Below are 15716 nucleotides of genomic sequence, written 5' to 3'. Positions count from 1 at the left end.
TGCCCGTCTTTCCCCAAATTCTGGCCCGCTGCCCCGGCTGATCGTTTACGTTCGCCGGCTGCCGTGTTGCGCATGCGGACGCCGGGTGCGCGTGCGCGGGCTCAGGCTCCGCCCAGGGCAAACAGGCGGGCAACCTGCTCGTCCAGGCGTTCGGCCGGAAGTTCCATAAGCCGTGGCCCGTCGGTCCACACGATAAAGCAGCGGACCGTTTTTTCCGGGAAAATGTCCTCGAGCACCCGGCGGTAGGCGGCCATCTGGCGGAGATAGGCCACCGCCACGCCGTCGGCGGTTTTGGGGGGCGGGCGGTTGGTCTTGTAGTCGGCCACCAGGACCTCGGTTCCGGTCACGGCAAGGCGGTCGATCTGCCCGCTGACCACGTGGTTTCCGATCCGGCCGGTCAGGGGCACCTCGGCGCGTGAGCCGTCCGCGAACAGCATCCGGCAGGAGGGGTCCTCCAGCACCGCGAGAACCTCCCGGGCGAGGGCATGCGCGTCCTCGGCGCTCTGGTCCTGGCCCCGCAGGGTCAGCCAGGCGACGGCGGCCGCCTCGCGCTCGCTGGGGGGGAAGTCCGGCAGCATCTGAAGCAGACGGTGGATCAGGCGGCCCCGCTGGAAGCGGCTGGCACCGCCGGCTTCGGCCTCGAGGGGAGAGCGGCAGGGCGGTGTCTCGTCAAACAGCTGGGACGGGCGCAGGGGGATGCCCGGCAGGCGGGGCTGGGGCGCCGGGCGGTGCAGCCACACGGGCGCCGGGACGGCGGGGGCTGCGGCGGGCGCCGGGGTGGGGGCCACCTCGCGTTTTTGCTTGCGCTCGTAGCGCAGGACCGGCTCCGTCGGCAGGCCGTCCCGGACCAGGTGTTCGTCCTCGTGCGGAGTGGCGATGTCCTCCATGGCGCTGCGCGTCAGGGCGTACCAGCTTTCCGTTTCCGCGTCCTTGCGGGTCTGGCGGGTTTTCCAGCCGCACACATACAGGCGGTCGGCGGCCCGGGTCATGGCCACGTACAGCAGGCGGCGGTACTCGTGGCTCCGCTCCCGGGCGGCCTCGTCATACAGCTCCTGGATGCGCTCCTCCCGGTCGGCGGCGCGCGGACACCACAGGCCCACGGGGCGTCCGTCCCGGCTGCGGGTCCAAAACAGGGTCTGGAGCCCCCTGGGCAGGGTGCAGGTGTCCGGCAGGAACACGATGGGCGCCTGCAGTCCCTTGGAGCCGTGAACCGTCATGATCCGCACCGCAGACGCCGCCCCCTGGTCCAGGTCGCGCTTGACCTCGGCCTCGCCGCGCTCGGTCCAGTGCAGGAAGCCCTGAAGCGACGGAACCTCGGTGTGCTCGAACGACAGGGCAAGGGCGAGGAACTCGTCGATGGCGTCCTCGGCCTCCGCCCCCAGGCGGGACAGGAGCGCGGTCCGTCCCGCCGGCGGGCCGTCCAGAACGTGGGAGTAGAAGGCATACGGGGTGACCCGGGCCGCAATGGCGCGCAGGGGCTCGAGGAAGGCCAGGGCCCGGCCGCTCGCGGTGTCCGTCCCCGCCCGGAGCCGCAGACGGCTCCACAGGCGCTCGCCCCGGCGCCGCCCATGGGCCAGCTCGAACAGCTCGTCCTCCGAGACGCCCCCCAGCGGGCTTTTCAGGAACGCCGCCAGGGACAGGTCGTCCTCGGGCAGAAGCATGACCTTGCCCAGGGCCATCAGGTCCATGATGGCAATCTGGTCCAGCAGCATCATGCGGTCCACGCCCGCCACCGGAACATCCAGAGCCTTCAGGGCGCTGACCAGATCGTTCTCGAACCCGCTTCTCTGGCGCAAAAGAACCATGATGTCCCCGGCCCCGATGGGGCGGCCGCGGCTTTCCAGAACCTCGCCGGAGGTGATCATGCGCCGGATGCGCGAGGCGACGGCGAACGCAAGCCGCCCCCGGGCGCTCTCTCCGGCCAGAGCCTCCACCGGCGGTTTCCAGGGCAGGGGTGGCTCCTGTCCGGCGGGGACAATGCAGGGCCACAGCTCCACAAGGCCTCCGTCGCCGGTGCGCGCGGACAGGTGGGTGATGTCCTCATCGGGCTCGGCCACGCCGTCCCGGGCGGGGCTGGTACGGAAGACCTGGTTGACCAGGGTCAGCACCGGCTCGCTGGAGCGGAAGGAGGTGTTGAGGGGAACCGTCTCGAAGCGCCCCTCCAGGGCCTCGATCTGGTCGGCGAAGTGGTTTCGCATGGCGTCGAAGACCCGGGGATCCGCCCCCTGGAACCCGTAGATCGACTGCTTGCGGTCTCCCACGGCGAAGATGGTGCGCGGCTGTTCGGCATCCCACCGGGTGAGGTCGTCGAAAAAGGCGTCCGCCAGCATCCGGGCGATGGACCACTGCTCCGGACTGGTGTCCTGGGCCTCGTCGATGAGCAGGTGGTCAAGGCCCCCGTCCAGCTTGTAGAGAACCCAGGCGGCCGCGTGGCGCTGGGTGAGCAGGCGCCGGGTGGAGAGGATCAGGTCTTCGTAGTCCAGGCGTCCGAGCGCCTGTTTTTGCCGCGCGTAGTCCCCCAGCATGACCGAGGCCACCCGGAACAGGGCCGCACTGGAACAGGCCACCGAGGCGGCCCGCAGCCGGGACGACAGCTCCAGCACGCGGCGGGCTTCGGTCTCCAGGATCGCCCGGCTGCCGGGCGCGCGGTCCTCTGTGGGCTTGGTGCACAGGGTCTTGCGGATCTCGCCCGATGTTTTGGTCACGAAGACGTCCGCATAGTCGTCGAACCCGGCCACGTCCAGCGCGTCCGGCTCAAGGGCCAGGAACTCCAGCAGGCGCTGGCCCTTCGCGGAATCTGTCGCGGAGGTGGTGCACTCCAGCATGGCCCGGGCCACATCCCTCAGGCTGTCCCGGTCCAGGGCGTCGGGCGCGAAGGCGGCCCGCACCAGGGCTTCGGGGGTGTCCCCGGGCTCCAGCCCCATGGCCTCAAAAATTGCCTCCACAAGCCCGTCGATGCCCCCGTGCTCGGCCAGGGCGGACTCGAGCGCATCGCGCCGGGTCATGAGCTCCCCGAGAAGGCTCTGGAAGCGGTCCTCGTCCAGTTGCAGGGATAACGTGGTCCAGGCATCGACAAGTTCGGGAGCCTCGTCCCGGGACCGGTCGATGACGTGGGCCAGGTTTTCCCGGACACCGGTTTTCAGGGCCTGCGCCTCGCGCTCGGAGAGGATCTCGAAGTGGGGAGGGACGCCGGCCTCGAGGGGGAAGCGCTTCAGGACCGTCTGGCAGAAGCTGTGGATCGTCAGGATCCGCATGCCGCCCGGGGTATCGAGGGTGAGGGCAAAGAGCTGGCGTGCCCGCCTCATCAGGTCCGCGTCCCCGGGAGTGTCCGGGTCCGGCTCCCGCCCCAGAAGGTCCGTCAGCCGGGCCCGCAGCCCCGCGTCGTCCAGGATGGTCCAGTCCGCGAGGACACCCGAGATGCGTCCGGCCATTTCGGCAGCGGCGGCCCGGGTGAAGGTCAGGCACAGCAGCCGCTTGGGGTCGGTGCCGTTCAGCAGGAGGCGCAGAACCCGGTCCGTGAGCACCTTGGTCTTTCCGGTGCCCGCGCTGGCGCCCACCCACACGCTGGCGAGCGGGTCCGAGGCCTGGCGCTGGGCGCGGGCGGCCCGCTCCAGGGGCAGGGTCACAGTACTGTCAGTCCCCATCGCCGGTCTCCCCGTCCTCGTCACTGGCCCATTCGGCGACCCGGGCCAGATGCTGGTAGGCGTTGAACCGGGGCGCGTATCCCGGGTGCGGACGCGCGATGTAGGGCGTGTCCGGGTTGTCGAAGGCGGCCACAAGGCCCCGCACGCCCTCCAGGGCTTCGGTGGCCAGGTCGGCCGGGGTCTTGGTCTTCCTGTCGAGGGTGAGAGGCCTGCGGACCTCCCCGGGGCGACGGCCGCCCCGCAGGTGCCAGAAGGCGAGGTCCGAGATGCCCGGGACAGTCCCCACGGTCCCGAAACCTCCGGCCAGGGCGATGGCGGCCTCCAGCGCCAGCTGGGGGGCGTAGCCGGCCCAGACCTCCCGGGTGGAGGGGGGCGTGCCGGTCTTGTAGTCGATGATTTCCAGGGTTCCGTCCCTCATGACGTCGATGCGGTCCGCAATGGCCGACAGGGTGAACGGTCCGGCGGGGCCCTCGATGCTGATCTGCCCGGCCTGCTCGGCCAGGCGCACGGTGACTTTCGGCGCGCGCTCCCGTTCCTGGTCGGCAAACCAGGCGGCGATGGAGCAAAAGCGCGGTTCCCAGATGGCGCGGACACCCGGCGGCAGGGCCGGATCCTGGAACCGGGCCCGGCCCAGCTCCAGAAGGCGGGCTTCCGGGTTCTCGGGCAGGGCGTGGCGGCACTCGGTCACGAAGTCCTCCAGAATCGCGTGCACCAGCGAGCCATAGGTGGCGCGCGACGGGTCCGCCTCCAGCGGGTCCAGCTCGTCCAGTCCCAGAATGTAGCGGGCATAGATGGCGTACGGATCGCGCATCCAGGTCTCGATCCGGGTGGCGGGCAGCTTTCTCGGCCGGGCGGCCACCGGAGGGCAGGGGTGGGGCTGGCCTGTGCGCCGGGGCGGCCCCTGGGGGATTTCAAGCTGCCGGGCCAGGTCGAGCCAGACCGTGCCCCGGCGACGCGCGTCCTCGAAGGCTTCGGCCAGCCCCGCGGCCCGGGCGGTGGTTTCCAGGCGGACCCACCAGCGCGACGGCAGGCACGGCGAGCCCTCCACCCGCCGGGAGCGGCTGAGGATCACCTCGGGGGCGTGCAGGGCCTGGGAAACGTCGTGGGCGGACAGGCCCGTGGCGCGCTCGGGCTGGGGCAGGCCCAGGCTGGCCAGCATGGGGCGGCTGAGCCAGGGCCCGGTGTCGGGAAACGAGGGCCAGGTGCCCTCGTTCAGCCCTCCCAGGATCAGCACATCCGGGCGCTGGAGACGCGCCTCCAGCGGGCCCCAGATGGCCAGGTTGGGGTGAACGTCCCGCCGGGGGCGCACGACGGCCGAGCTCAGGAAGAAGTCCAGAAGCGCCGGGTAGTGCGCGGGCCGGATGGGGCCCAGGGACTCAAGGGCAGCCGACAGGTCCGCAAGCAGGGGGGCGGCGGTCTCTCCCGCCTCGCCCGCCCACAGGCGGTCCGCGCCGGCCACCGGCTCGCCGTCGATCCGGGCTGCGGCCATGGCCTCGGCGAACGCCACGTGGGCGTCCAGAAGCGCCTTGCCCTCGGCCCGGGGTGTCTGGAAAAGGGAGAGGAACGGCCCACAGGCGTCCGTGAAGCGCTCCAGCCAGCTCTGAAGCGAGGTGCGGGTGCGCGGATCCCCAAGGGCGCCGATGGCGGCCTCCAGGCCCGCCGGTCCGGGGGCGGGGCGGGGGCCGCGCAGGACGTCCCGGTTGAGGCGCCGGATCCGGGTGCGAAAGCGCCCCGGTGCCTCCCCCAGGGCGGAAAGGGGGTGCTCCAGAAAGGCGAGAAGGGCCACCGGGGCCAGGCCCGAGGCCACGGCCCGCGCTCCCAGCCGCAGGTACAGCCCGGGCGCCGTGTTGCCCAGCGGGGTTCCGGCGCTGTCGTCGATGGTCACGGACCAGCGGTCCAGAGCCGCGGCCACCCGCCGTCCCAGGGTCCGGTCCGGCGTGATGAGGGCGGCGGTCCGGCCTTCGGTTTCCAGAACCTCGCGCATCACGAGGGCAATGGCGGCCGCCTCTTCCCGCTGGCCCGGGGCCTCGATCAGGGTGACGCCGTCCAGCGCCCCGTGCAGGGAGTCCGGCTCCAGGGACCGCCAGACGTCCGTCGTCCGGGCCGGGCGAAAGGCATGGGAGACAAAGGCCTCCCTCGCCCGGGCGGATGCGGGGGACGGGGGCGCGGGGGACGCCGATGCGGGCGGGCACGGGGACGGGGGCGCGCTCAGGGACCAGGACCCGGTCGGGGAGGGGAAATCCCGGACCTCCTGCCGCTCCACCCCGAAGCGGGCCAGAAGCCCCTTCAGTCCCGCCTGGGGGTGGGTGTCCTCCAGGGCGGCCCAGCTGTCATCGTCCATGGTCCGGTCCAGGCCGGGCAGCAGCACCAGCCCCCTGGGGAGCCCCGCCACCACCCTCATCAGGTCGGCAGCGGCGGGAATGGAGCCCGTGGAGCCGGCCGCAATCACCGGGGTGTCCGGGGGGAAGCGTGTCCACGCCTCGGCCTGGGCCCGGAGGACCAGGTTCCGGTGCAAGGACGGATCCACGCAGCCCCGGGCGCTCAGGATCCCGGGCCACACGGTGGTGATCACGTCCAGGAAGTCCAGGGTCTTCTGCCAGTGCTCGGAAAACTCGGGCTTGCGGTCCACCAGGCTGGCAAGGGCGTCCAGGCTGGCGCCCTCGGTGTGGGCCTGGTCGATCAGCCGGGCCAGCTCCGAGCCCAGAGCCAGGGCCTGCGCCGGAGAGATTGCCGCATCCCGCGCCATGATCAGCCGCGCCAGCAGGCACAGCCTCTCCACGTCCGTGACCGGGGTCGGCAGTCCCGCAAGGGAGGTGGCCGCCGGTCCCGAGAGGGAGTCATGAAACAGGGCCTCGTCCTCGGCCACGTCGCCCAGAGGCACAATGCGGGGCAGGAGGATGGCCTTGCCCCCGGACTGGCGCAAAAGGGCGTCTTGCATGGCCCGGGCGGCCCGGCGGGTGGGCAGAAGCAAGGTGGCCCGGGTCGCGCCCAGGGGATCCGCATCGGCGGCTTCGGTTCCCAGGAGAGCGGGAAGCGAGGCCGCCAGCGTGTCCAGAAAGGGCAGGCTGGCAGGGATCGAGGCGACACGAAGGGGCATACTGTCCACCTGTGAAGGGACCGGGTTCGGAACAACGGAGGCCCATTGTCCGGGGGAACGGCCCGGTTCTTCAAGAGGAAAACGTCGTCCCCGTCCTGTCCGGGACAAGGGGAGCCCACCGCGCCGGTGTCCCCGGGATCCGGTCCCGGGGATGGGTGTGCACCGGGGTGCGGGTGTCAGTGGCCGCGGGGCATCCGCTTGCGGCACAGGGCGTCCTGGGCCAGCTTCAGCGAGGGCATGGTGCCGATGTGGTACCAGTCGCCGTCATGGGCGATGGTGCCAAGGCGCTGGTCGTTCAGGGCCCGGTCATAAAGATCGTTCAGGGAGAACGGGGTGTCCGGGGTGTCTTTGAACAGGCGCGGGTGCAGGATCTGGATCCCCGCAAACACGAACGGCGCCATCTGGCCGGTCTTCCGGCGGTGGACCTTACCCAGAGGATCCATCTCGAAGTCGCCCTTGTCGGTGTACCCGTGGGCTCCGGCCAGCGGCTGGAGCAGCAAAAGGGCGTCCATGGTGTCCGGATCCCAGGCGTCGGCCAGGCGCTGAAGCGCGGGCCGGGTTCCGTTGAGCCAGATGATGTCCGAGTTGATGACGAAGAACGGATCGTCACCCAGAAGGGGCAGGGCCTTTTTCACGCCGCCGCCGCTTTCCATCAGGCGGTCGGTCTCGTCCGAGAACACCACGCGCGGGCGCTCCTCGCGGTTCTTCAGGTGGGCGACAAGGATGTCCGCAAGGTAGTGGACGTTGACAACCGCCTCCTCGACACCGGCGCTTTCCAGGTGATCCAGGGACCAGTCAATCAGAGGCTTGTCGCACACGCGAACCATGGGCTTTGGCAGGCTTTCGGTCATCGGCCGCATGCGGGTGCCCAGTCCGGCGGCCAGAATCATCGCCTTCCGGGGGACGTGTGCGGTGGAGCTGCGTGTCATGGTTCGGCCCTTTCTTTTAGTTGTTTCGCCTCCAAACACCGATAATAGGGTTGGCTGTGGCGCGGGCGCAAGATGAGTTTCCCGAACACAGGACCGCCTCCGGACACCACTGGGGTGTCCGGGTGCGCGGGTACCGGAAAGGCCAAAAAATCCTGGAACGGGGTCAGGGTGCGGCTGTGTCGTGCGGGCTGACGGCGCGGGCGTCGGGCGCGGGCGCGTTGGTGGCGATCCAGTCGGCCAGCTCGGACAGGATCGGATGGCCCAGGGCCGCGTCCAGGAGCCTCCAGCGCCGGGGGATGTCCTGCAGGTAGGCGGGTTTGGAATCCCGCCGGTCCAGCCGGGTGAAGACCCCGATCACCTTGATGTGCCGCTGGGCCGTGAGGATGGCGTAGCTGGTCTCGAAGGTCTCCGGATCCAGGGAGCGCTGCGTTCCGGTCAGGTAGCGCTGGCGGAGCCGCTGCTTGACCACGGCGGGCAGGTCGTAGCGGTCCTCGAGGAGGCTCATGATGTCGTAGGTTACCGGCCCGCCCAGAGCGTCCTGGAAGTCCAGGAAGGCACACTGGCGCAGCCCGGTTTCCCCGGCCTTCAGCATCAGGTTGTCCACGTGGACATCCCGCAGCACCAGGGTCTGGGGCACATCGTTTGCCGCATCGGAGAGTTTGGCCCAGATATCCCGGAAGTCCGCAAGCGCGCCGGGAGACGGGGGCATGCCCACCGCGGGAAGGTACCACTCGGCAAAGAGCATGGCCTCCCGGGTCAGGGCCGCGGTGTCATAGGCGGGCAGGTCGGCCGGGATGGACCGCTCCGGAGGCAGGCCGTGGAGGTAAGCAAGGGCGTCCACGGCCAGGCCAAACAGGGCCTCCGGATCGCGGCCCGCGTTCAGGAGCACCCGGAAGGTGTCGTCTCCCAGGTCGTCCAGCAGCAGGAAGCCCGCGTCCGTGTCCGAGGCGCTGACCCGGGGCACCGAGAGCCCCAGTGTGGTCAGGTGGGCGGACAGGTGCATGAACGGGCGCACGTCCTCCAGCGGCGGAGGGGCGTCCATCAGCACGGCCCGGGCCCCGTCCGGCCGGACCAGGCGGAAGTAGCGCCGGAAGCTCGCGTCCGCGGCCAGGGGGACGCACGGGGCCGCTCCCCAGCCGGCGTCGGCCAGGAACGCGGCGATTTCGTCCATGCGGTCCGTTTCCTCGTCCCCGTTTGCCGGGTCGTCTGCCAGAAGGGCGGCGTTTTCCATCATGTGTCCTCGAAAGCCGTCAGGAGAACCGGGAGCCGGGACGCCCAGGACGCCCCGTGGGGCTCGAGCGTTGCCGTGCGCAAACCGGGATTGTCCGCTCCGTCCGGGGAAAGATCAAGAACGATATCAAGGCGCCGGGACGGAAGGTGGGGGCCCAGCTGTCCGGGCCATTCCAGGAGCGACACCCCCAGGCTGAAGGCATCATCGATGTCCAGGGCCGGGGCCTCGTCCGGATCCTCCAGGCGGTAGAAATCAAAGTGCCAGATCAGGGCGCGCTCCGGATCGTGGGGCTCGTAGGTCTGGACCAGGGTGTACGTGGGGCTGGGAACGTCCTCGTCCGGTCCGGTCAGGGCCCGCACAAAGGCCCGGGCCAGCGTGGATTTTCCCGCGCCGAGGTCACCCCACAGGGCGAACACGTCGCCCGGCCGGGAGTGGCGGGCCAGCACAGCGCCCAGCCGCTCGGTGGCGTCCTGGTCCGGCAGGAGAAGGCGGGGACGGGGCGGGGGCGTGGTCTCGGGCAGCATGGGCAGGTCCAAAAAGCAGTAGGGGGAGGGGGCGTTGGGAGGCGGGAGCCCTGGTGCGGGCGCGGCGGGTGATCGTGTAGGGCGGCGCGGCGTGATGGCGCCGGGAGGCGCGGACTGGTTCGCCGAACGGCGGTGGGCGTGGTGTCGGGCATTGGCGCTCTGGGGCCAGCGCTTGCGCTGATTATGGCTGAGCCTGTTGGCGGGGCTTTGGGTGGGTGCGCTGGCGGCCACCCGCCTTTCCGGGCGCCGGGTGCGGTCCCGTCAGCGTGACCGGGTGCGTCCGAGCGTGCCCGGAGCGGCAGTGTCTCACAGCCGCCGGGCCCTTTCTAGAGGTAGAACAGCGCGTCCCCCTCCCACACGGCCTCCAGATCGTCCCAGTCCATGGACAGGGGGCCGTCGGCGGTGGTCCCGTCGTCGCGCTCCTCCCGGATCAGGAAGGTGGCGGCGCTGCCGTCCGGGCCCCCGGTGATTCCCTCGACAAGGGCGGCGGAGCGGTCCTTGAAGACGATCAGGAACGGATACGCCGGGATGTCCGAGACCGGAACGCCGCGCCGGAGCCGTCGCCGGATCCCCGTGGCTCCCCGACTTTCCCCCAGTTCCACAAGGCTGTCCAGCGTGACCCCGTCCAGGATCAGGCTGGCTGCCGCGGTGCCCCGGTTCCGGGCCGGGCCGTATCCCCGCTCGGACAGGAGGCCAAGGGCACGTTGCAGGACGCAGGGGTCCAGCTCATCGTCGTCGCTGTCAGGAGCCATCGGACGCTCCCGGTGCCGGGCGGGTGAAGGTGCCGGGCTGGCGGGCCTCGGCCGTGACGGCGGCCCGGATCGCGGCGCCCAGGCGGGCGATGTCGTCGGCGCTGGAGACAAAGGGCGGCATCACGTAGACCAGGCGGCCGAAGGGCCGGATCCAGACTCCGTTCTCAACGAAAAAGGCCTGGAGGGGCGCCATGTCCACGGGGTGTTCCAGCTCCACGACGCCGATGGCGCCCAGAACCCGCACGTCCCGGACCGTGCCCGTGAGGGCGGCCAGGGGCTCCAGTTCCTGGCGCAGGAGCCGCTCCAGGTCGCGAACCGTTTCCTGCCAGGGGCCGGACACCAGAAGGGACAGGCTGGCCTCGGCCACGGCGCAGGCCAGCGGGTTGCCCATGAAGGTCGGGCCGTGCATGAGGCAGCCTCCGTCCCGTGAGACGGTCTGCGCGACGTCGTCGGTGCACAGGGTCGCGGAAAGGGTCATGGTGCCGCCGGTGAGCGCCTTGCCCAGGCACAGGATGTCGGGCACCACGTCCGCATGCCGGAGGGCGAACATCTCGCCGGTACGGCCGAAGCCGGTGGCGATCTCGTCGAAAATGAGCAGCAGGCCGTGCTGCGAGCACAGCTCCCGGGCCTCCCGGAGCCACTGCGGGTGGTAGAACCACATGCCGCCGGCGCCCTGGACAACGGGCTCCACGATCAGCGCTGTCAGGGTGTCCCCGTGCTGCGCGAGGGCGGTACGAAGGGGCTCCAGGCTGGCGGGATCAAAGGGGGCGTCAAAGCGGCAGGACGGCCGCTCGATGAACACCTGCCGGGCCAGAAGCCCGGTGAACAGGCCGTGCATTCCCGTGACCGGATCGCACACCGACATGGCGCCGGTGGTGTCTCCGTGGTAGCCGCCCCTAAGCGCAAGGAACCGGTTCCGGCCGGTTTCGCCCCGGCTCATGCGGTACTGGAGCGCCATCTTGAGGGCAACCTCCACAGCCACCGAGCCGGAGTCCGCATAGAAGATCCGGTTCAGCGCCGGGGGAACCAGGGACAGGAGCCTCTGCCCCAGGGAGACCGCCGGGTCATGGGTCAGGCCCCCGAACATCACGTGGGACATGCGCGCCGCCTGCCGGTGCAGGGCTCGCACCAGCTTCGGGTGCGAGTAGCCGTGCACCGCAGACCACCAGGAGGACATGCCGTCCACCAGGGAGCGCCCGTCCTCAAGGACGATGCGGGTGCCTGCCGCGCGGCGCACGGGAAACACCGGAAGCGGGTGGGTGCTCGAGGTGTAGGGGTGCCAGAGGTGATCGCGGTCGAAGGACGCCAACTCGCCGGTGCGGGGGGGGGCCTGCGGACGGACAAGAGCCCGGGCCAGGGGCTCCAGAAGGGCCGCAAGGGGATCCGTGCCCGCGGCCCCGGCGCCCGTTTCGCTGCCGGCCGTCCGGCCGTTGTCGCGGTCACTGCCGGAGGACGCCCCGGCGCCGGTCCCGTTCGGTGCAGAACGGGGGGCCGAAAGGTGGTCGGGCAGGGGATCCAGAAACGGGATCTCCAGAACCCGGTCCCCCAGTCCCGAGTGCCGGGCAATGGCCTCGCGGTTGTGGTCGCGCACGCGGGCAGCCGTGTCGTCTTCCGGTGCCTCGCCGGGCCCGGGGCGGTTCAGCACAATTCCGGCGGTCTCAAGCCCGTGGCGGGCCAGGGTGTCGGCGGCCACCAGGGTCTGGCTGATGGTGCCCAGCCGGTTCGGCGCCACAAGCACCACCGGCAGGTCCAGGGCTCTCATCAGGTCCAGCAGGGTTTCCCGGTCGTTCAGGGGGACCATCAGTCCACCGGCCCCCTCGATCACCAGGACATCACAGGAGGCGGCGAGCTCCGCGATCTCCCGGCTCAGGCTCTCCACATCCAGGGTTTGGCCCTCGCTTTGGGCGGCCAGATGGGGTGAGGCGGGCAGCGCGAAGCGGTGCAGCGTCACCGGGGGCAGGCACCGGGCGGGAGCCACCAGGGCGGCGGTGGCCTGCCCGTAGACGGCCGCGTCCGCGTGCCGGTCCCCGTCCTCCGGCGCGACACCGGTCTGCACGATCTTCACGCCGCGCAGGGTCGTCCCCTCCGGCAGAACCGTGGCCAGGGCGCGCAGAAGGGCGGCGGTGACGAGGGTCTTGCCGACCCCCGTGTCCGTGCCTGTGACAATCACGCCCCTCATGGGGTGGCCACCTCCAGTCCCTGGCCTGCGATGAGGTCCAGGTCCTCGACCAGGGCCGAGCCCCGGGTGGTGAGGTAGTCCCCGGTCATGAGCGCGTTGGCGCCCGCCCGGAACATGTCCCTCTGGCGGTCTCCCAGAACCGCCGGGCGGCCGCCGCAGATGCGCAAGGTGGCCGCCGGCAGGATGTGGCGCAGAAGGGCAATGATGCGCAGGGCCTCCTCGGGGGCCATCTTCGGCATGTCGCCAAGGGCCGTGCCCGAGTGGGCCGTCAGGAAGTTGACGGGGATGTTGTCCACGCCCTCGTCACGCAGGCGGAAGGCAAGGTCGATCCGGTCCTCCCAGGTCTCGCCCATGCCGAACAGGCCCCCCGAGCACACGGGAATGCCCGTCTTCAGGGCCCGGCGCACGGTCCGCATCCGGCTTTCCCAGGTCTGGGTGGTGCAGATCTCGGCGTAGTGGCGTTCCGAGGTTTCCATGTTGTGATGGTAGCGGGAGATGCCCGCGTCCCTGAGGCTCTCGAGGTGCTCCTGGTCCAGGCGCCCGAGAGAGCCGCAGACCCGCCCCTGGAGCTCGGCGGGCAGGGTCTCGATGATGCTTCGGACCCGCTCGAACTCGGCGCCCGAAAGCGCGCTGCCGCTGGTCACAATGCCGATGTTGGTCACCGGCAGGCGTCCGAGAGCGGACAGCCGTTCCCGGAGCTCCTCCTCCTCGTACAGGTCGAACGTGGCGATGGGCGCTTGCGACCCCTTCGCCTGGGAGCAGAAACGGCAGTCCATGTTGCAGTTTCCGCTTTTTGCGTTGATGATGGCGCAGAGTTCGATCCGGTTTGAAAAGTTCTGGATTCTCAGAGCGTTGGCGCTGTCCAGCAGCGCGTCGAGATCCGTGTCCCGGGCGAGTTTCAGTGCACCATCCCGCGACAGGCCGGTACGGTCCTTATGCGTTGTCGTGTCCAGAAGGCTGGGCATGGCTGGTGTGCTCCGGTATTTTTTTTGGGGAAATCCGGTCTTGAGGTAGCGCACCCGGAGGCGATAAACAAGGGAGCGTGATCCGCTGCGGGACAATATCACGGTTCTGCCGCAAAAGCTGTCCCGACCGCCGGTGCACACACAGGGAGGCATCCATGGCACACTCACGGTCTTTGGGGTTCCGGGCGCTGGAGGCGGCCCGCAGGTCGGCCCCTGCCGTCCTGTTGTGCGCGGCCCTTGCCTGCGCACCCGGTGCCGCGTCTGCCCGGGGCTCGGGCTCCGGGGCTGATGCCGGAGCCGGGACCGGGACGGGCGCCCCCGCTCCTGCCCCCGAGGTTCTGAGCCCGTTCGAGAAGTCCGATCTGCTGATCGAGTGCTGGGACGGTCGCAAGCTCCCCTTCCTTGTGGAGGAGGCCACGACCCCCACCTTGCGCTCCCTGGGGCTGATGTACCGCACGAGCCTGGGCGCGGACGAGGGCATGCTGTTCGTCTGGGAGGACGACCAGCCCCGGACCATGTGGATGAAAAACACGCCCATCTCCCTGGACATGCTGTTTCTCAGCCGTGACGGCATTGTCCTTCACATCGTGCGCAAGACGACTCCCGAGAGCGAGATGCTGATCATGTCCCCCGAGCCCGCCCGCGCGGTGCTGGAACTGGGGGCGGGAACCACCGATCTGTTGTCCATCGAGCCCGGGGACCGGGTGCTCCATCCGCTTCTGGGGGCGACACCCGAGGACATGCGCCGCCGCCCGCCGCCGGTTCCGTCACCCGACGCGGGGCCCGCCTCCCGCGTGCGTTCACACCCCGACAGCGCGCCCTGAGCCGGCGCGCCCGCCCGCCCGGGAGCATCCCTCCCGGGGAGATTGTCCCAGCAGGAGACCCCTTCCGATGTCCGAAACGGAGACCGCCGATCTGGAACCCCTGACCGAGGAGGAGTGCCGCATTCTTGAGGGCACCCCGTTTCCGGGCCTTCGCCCCGGCGACAACCTCTGGCCCGAGATCAATATCGTCGATGTGCGCTCGGGCCATTTTGTGGGGGACGGGGCGGTGGTGGACCGGATGATCCGCCGCCAGCTTCTTGTGGGGGAGCCCATGTGGGCGGGAAAGGCGGACCGCCATCCGTCCGAGGGCTTCCGGATCGACTTCCCCTACATCTACCGCATGAGCACCGGGGCCGCCCGTCTTCTGGAGCAGGCCCGCGGGCGGCGGCGCGGCTGAGAGCCTTCTGTCCGCCTGCGTCTCGCGCGGTTTTTCAGGCCAGTGCCCGGCTCGAGCTGCCGGCCCGCTCCGGGCGTCGTTTTGCCTGCCCGCTCCGGGCGTCGTTTTGCCTGCCCGCGCCGGGCGTCCTTTTGCTTGCAAACACCGGACACAGGTTTTAAGAAATAGCGTCCGTCGGGGTGTAGCTCAGCCAGGTAGAGCGCCAGCTTTGGGAGCTGGATGCCGGAGGTTCGAATCCTCTCGCCCCGACCAGTACCGGGGCCGGACCCCCACCGTTTCGCCCTGGTCGTGGCTCCCGGTACAGGGGGCGCCTGCGCCAGGCTGGAGAACTGTTATGACCCGACGTGTCCGCCTTTCCCGTCCGTCCGTCAGTGTGGCCCAGTCCGCATCGGGGAACAGCCGCCTCTGGCAGCTGACCTTCGAGCCCACCGGGCAGCGCGTCAACGATCCGCTGACCGGCTGGTGCGGCTCCCGCGACGTGGCGCGCCAGGTGACGCTCCGCTTTGAGACCCGCGACCAGGCGCTCCACTATGCGCGCAAGCACCGCCTTGTGGTTGAGGAACTCCCGGTGCAGACCCGGGCCTTCCGCCAGCGCGCGTACGCCGACAACTTCGCCTTCCGAAAAGTGTCTTGAAACTGTTCGCCGCATCCGTTTAAGGTGCGGCCCGGCTGACCCGGCCCCGCCGGGTCTTCCCGCTCGGACAGACCCCGATATGCGTCCTTAGCTCAGCTGGATAGAGCAACGGCCTTCTAAGCCGTAGGTCACAGGTTCGAATCCTGTAGGGCGCACCATTCTTCTTAAGGGGTTATGGGCTGTTGCGCACAAAACCGGATGCCGGTTAGACACCCTTTTCCGAAAAGTTAGACACCCTCATCCCCTGACTCCCCTGAACTCCCCGGAACCCGTGCCTTTCGGCCAGCGGACGGCTTCGCTCGCCCGCGCTTGCCGCGTTGCCGCCCGGCAGGGGCGGGGCGGCTGCCTGCCTGTGTTTTCGCTGCGGATGGCACGCAGGCAGGTCTGACACCGGTTGGGTCGGGGCGGGGAGGTGCAGGGGAGGGAGGGAGACCCGCGGGGACGCGGGGGCGGATTTCCGGTGCGAGGTCCGGGGCGGGAGCCCCGGAACAGGGGACTACCAGCGCCAGGACAGGCGGGCGCGGCCCCCGTGGGAGGTGC

General features: G+C 70.2%; 11 protein-coding genes and 2 tRNA genes. 5 read left to right on the top strand and 8 right to left on the bottom strand.

Annotated features, from left to right (window positions below; genetic code table 11):
• Positions 1-101: 101 nt before the first annotated feature.
• The 8 genes from addA to bioB form a co-directional block, all read right to left on the bottom strand.
• A complete protein-coding gene (gene addA, locus IHV25_RS04950; RefSeq protein ID WP_192534005.1) occupies positions 102-3644 on the bottom strand; it encodes a double-strand break repair helicase AddA in 3543 nt (1180 codons plus the stop codon).
• Positions 3634-6741 carry a double-strand break repair protein AddB gene (addB, locus tag IHV25_RS04945; protein WP_192534004.1) on the bottom strand — a complete coding sequence of 1036 codons (3108 nt, stop codon included), beginning with the start codon at positions 6739-6741 and terminating at the stop codon, positions 3634-3636. Before addB ends, addA begins: the two co-directional genes overlap by 11 nt.
• Before the next feature lie 176 nt (positions 6742-6917).
• A complete protein-coding gene (locus IHV25_RS04940; RefSeq protein WP_192534003.1) occupies positions 6918-7670 on the bottom strand; it encodes a nucleotidyltransferase family protein in 753 nt (250 codons plus the stop codon).
• Positions 7671-7833: 163 nt separating this feature from the next.
• Positions 7834-8904: an aminoglycoside phosphotransferase family protein gene (locus IHV25_RS04935; RefSeq protein WP_242018817.1), complete on the bottom strand. Its 1071-nt coding sequence runs from the start codon at positions 8902-8904 to the stop codon at positions 7834-7836.
• Entirely contained in the window at positions 8901-9656 is a 756-nt protein-coding gene (tsaE, locus tag IHV25_RS04930) for a tRNA (adenosine(37)-N6)-threonylcarbamoyltransferase complex ATPase subunit type 1 TsaE (RefSeq protein ID WP_338048586.1), read from the bottom strand. The genes IHV25_RS04935 and tsaE overlap by 4 nt, the downstream gene beginning before the upstream one ends.
• 95 nt (positions 9657-9751) lie before the next feature.
• Entirely contained in the window at positions 9752-10177 is a 426-nt protein-coding gene (locus IHV25_RS04925) for a hypothetical protein (RefSeq protein WP_192534002.1), read from the bottom strand.
• Complete coding sequence (gene bioA, locus IHV25_RS04920) at positions 10167-12356, bottom strand: adenosylmethionine--8-amino-7-oxononanoate transaminase (RefSeq protein ID WP_192534001.1); 2190 nt, start codon at positions 12354-12356, stop codon at positions 10167-10169. Before bioA ends, IHV25_RS04925 begins: the two co-directional genes overlap by 11 nt.
• Positions 12353-13321, bottom strand: coding sequence for a biotin synthase BioB (gene bioB, locus IHV25_RS04915; RefSeq protein WP_192534000.1), 969 nt, complete (start codon positions 13319-13321; stop codon positions 12353-12355). The genes bioA and bioB overlap by 4 nt, the downstream gene beginning before the upstream one ends.
• Before the next feature lie 155 nt (positions 13322-13476).
• Here bioB and IHV25_RS04910 point away from each other — a divergent pair, with 155 nt between their 5' ends.
• From IHV25_RS04910 to IHV25_RS04890, 5 genes are all read left to right on the top strand, one after another.
• Positions 13477-14145, top strand: a complete 669-nt coding sequence (locus tag IHV25_RS04910) for a DUF192 domain-containing protein (RefSeq protein ID WP_192533999.1) — start codon at positions 13477-13479, stop codon at positions 14143-14145.
• 67 nt (positions 14146-14212) lie between these two features.
• Entirely contained in the window at positions 14213-14542 is a 330-nt protein-coding gene (locus IHV25_RS04905; RefSeq protein ID WP_192533998.1) for a hypothetical protein, read from the top strand.
• Positions 14543-14717: 175 nt separating this feature from the next.
• A tRNA-Pro gene (locus tag IHV25_RS04900) sits at positions 14718-14794 on the top strand.
• A gap of 82 nt (positions 14795-14876) precedes the next feature.
• Positions 14877-15176, top strand: coding sequence for an NADH dehydrogenase ubiquinone Fe-S protein 4 (locus tag IHV25_RS04895; protein ID WP_192533997.1), 300 nt, complete (start codon positions 14877-14879; stop codon positions 15174-15176).
• A gap of 81 nt (positions 15177-15257) precedes the next feature.
• A tRNA-Arg gene (locus IHV25_RS04890) sits at positions 15258-15334 on the top strand.
• Positions 15335-15716: the final 382 nt, after the last annotated feature.

This window comes from Phaeovibrio sulfidiphilus, from assembly GCF_014861485.1.
In the GTDB taxonomy this organism is placed as follows: domain Bacteria; phylum Pseudomonadota; class Alphaproteobacteria; order Rhodospirillales; family Rhodospirillaceae; genus Phaeovibrio; species Phaeovibrio sulfidiphilus.
This window is presented reverse-complemented; position numbering and strand designations above follow the sequence as displayed.

Excerpts from the sequence above, each read along its gene's own strand:
- addA (WP_192534005.1), bottom strand. The coding sequence starts at position 3,644 with ATGGGGACTGACAGTACTGTGACCCTGCCCCTGGAGCGGGCCGCCCGC.
- addB (WP_192534004.1), bottom strand. The coding sequence starts at position 6,741 with ATGCCCCTTCGTGTCGCCTCGATCCCTGCCAGCCTGCCCTTTCTGGAC.
- IHV25_RS04940 (WP_192534003.1), bottom strand. The coding sequence starts at position 7,670 with ATGACACGCAGCTCCACCGCACACGTCCCCCGGAAGGCGATGATTCTG.
- IHV25_RS04935 (WP_242018817.1), bottom strand. The coding sequence starts at position 8,904 with ATGATGGAAAACGCCGCCCTTCTGGCAGACGACCCGGCAAACGGGGAC.
- IHV25_RS04925 (WP_192534002.1), bottom strand. The coding sequence starts at position 10,177 with ATGGCTCCTGACAGCGACGACGATGAGCTGGACCCCTGCGTCCTGCAA.
- bioA (WP_192534001.1), bottom strand. The coding sequence starts at position 12,356 with ATGAGGGGCGTGATTGTCACAGGCACGGACACGGGGGTCGGCAAGACC.
- bioB (WP_192534000.1), bottom strand. The coding sequence starts at position 13,321 with ATGCCCAGCCTTCTGGACACGACAACGCATAAGGACCGTACCGGCCTG.
- IHV25_RS04910 (WP_192533999.1), top strand. The coding sequence starts at position 13,477 with ATGGCACACTCACGGTCTTTGGGGTTCCGGGCGCTGGAGGCGGCCCGC.
- IHV25_RS04905 (WP_192533998.1), top strand. The coding sequence starts at position 14,213 with ATGTCCGAAACGGAGACCGCCGATCTGGAACCCCTGACCGAGGAGGAG.
- IHV25_RS04895 (WP_192533997.1), top strand. The coding sequence starts at position 14,877 with ATGACCCGACGTGTCCGCCTTTCCCGTCCGTCCGTCAGTGTGGCCCAG.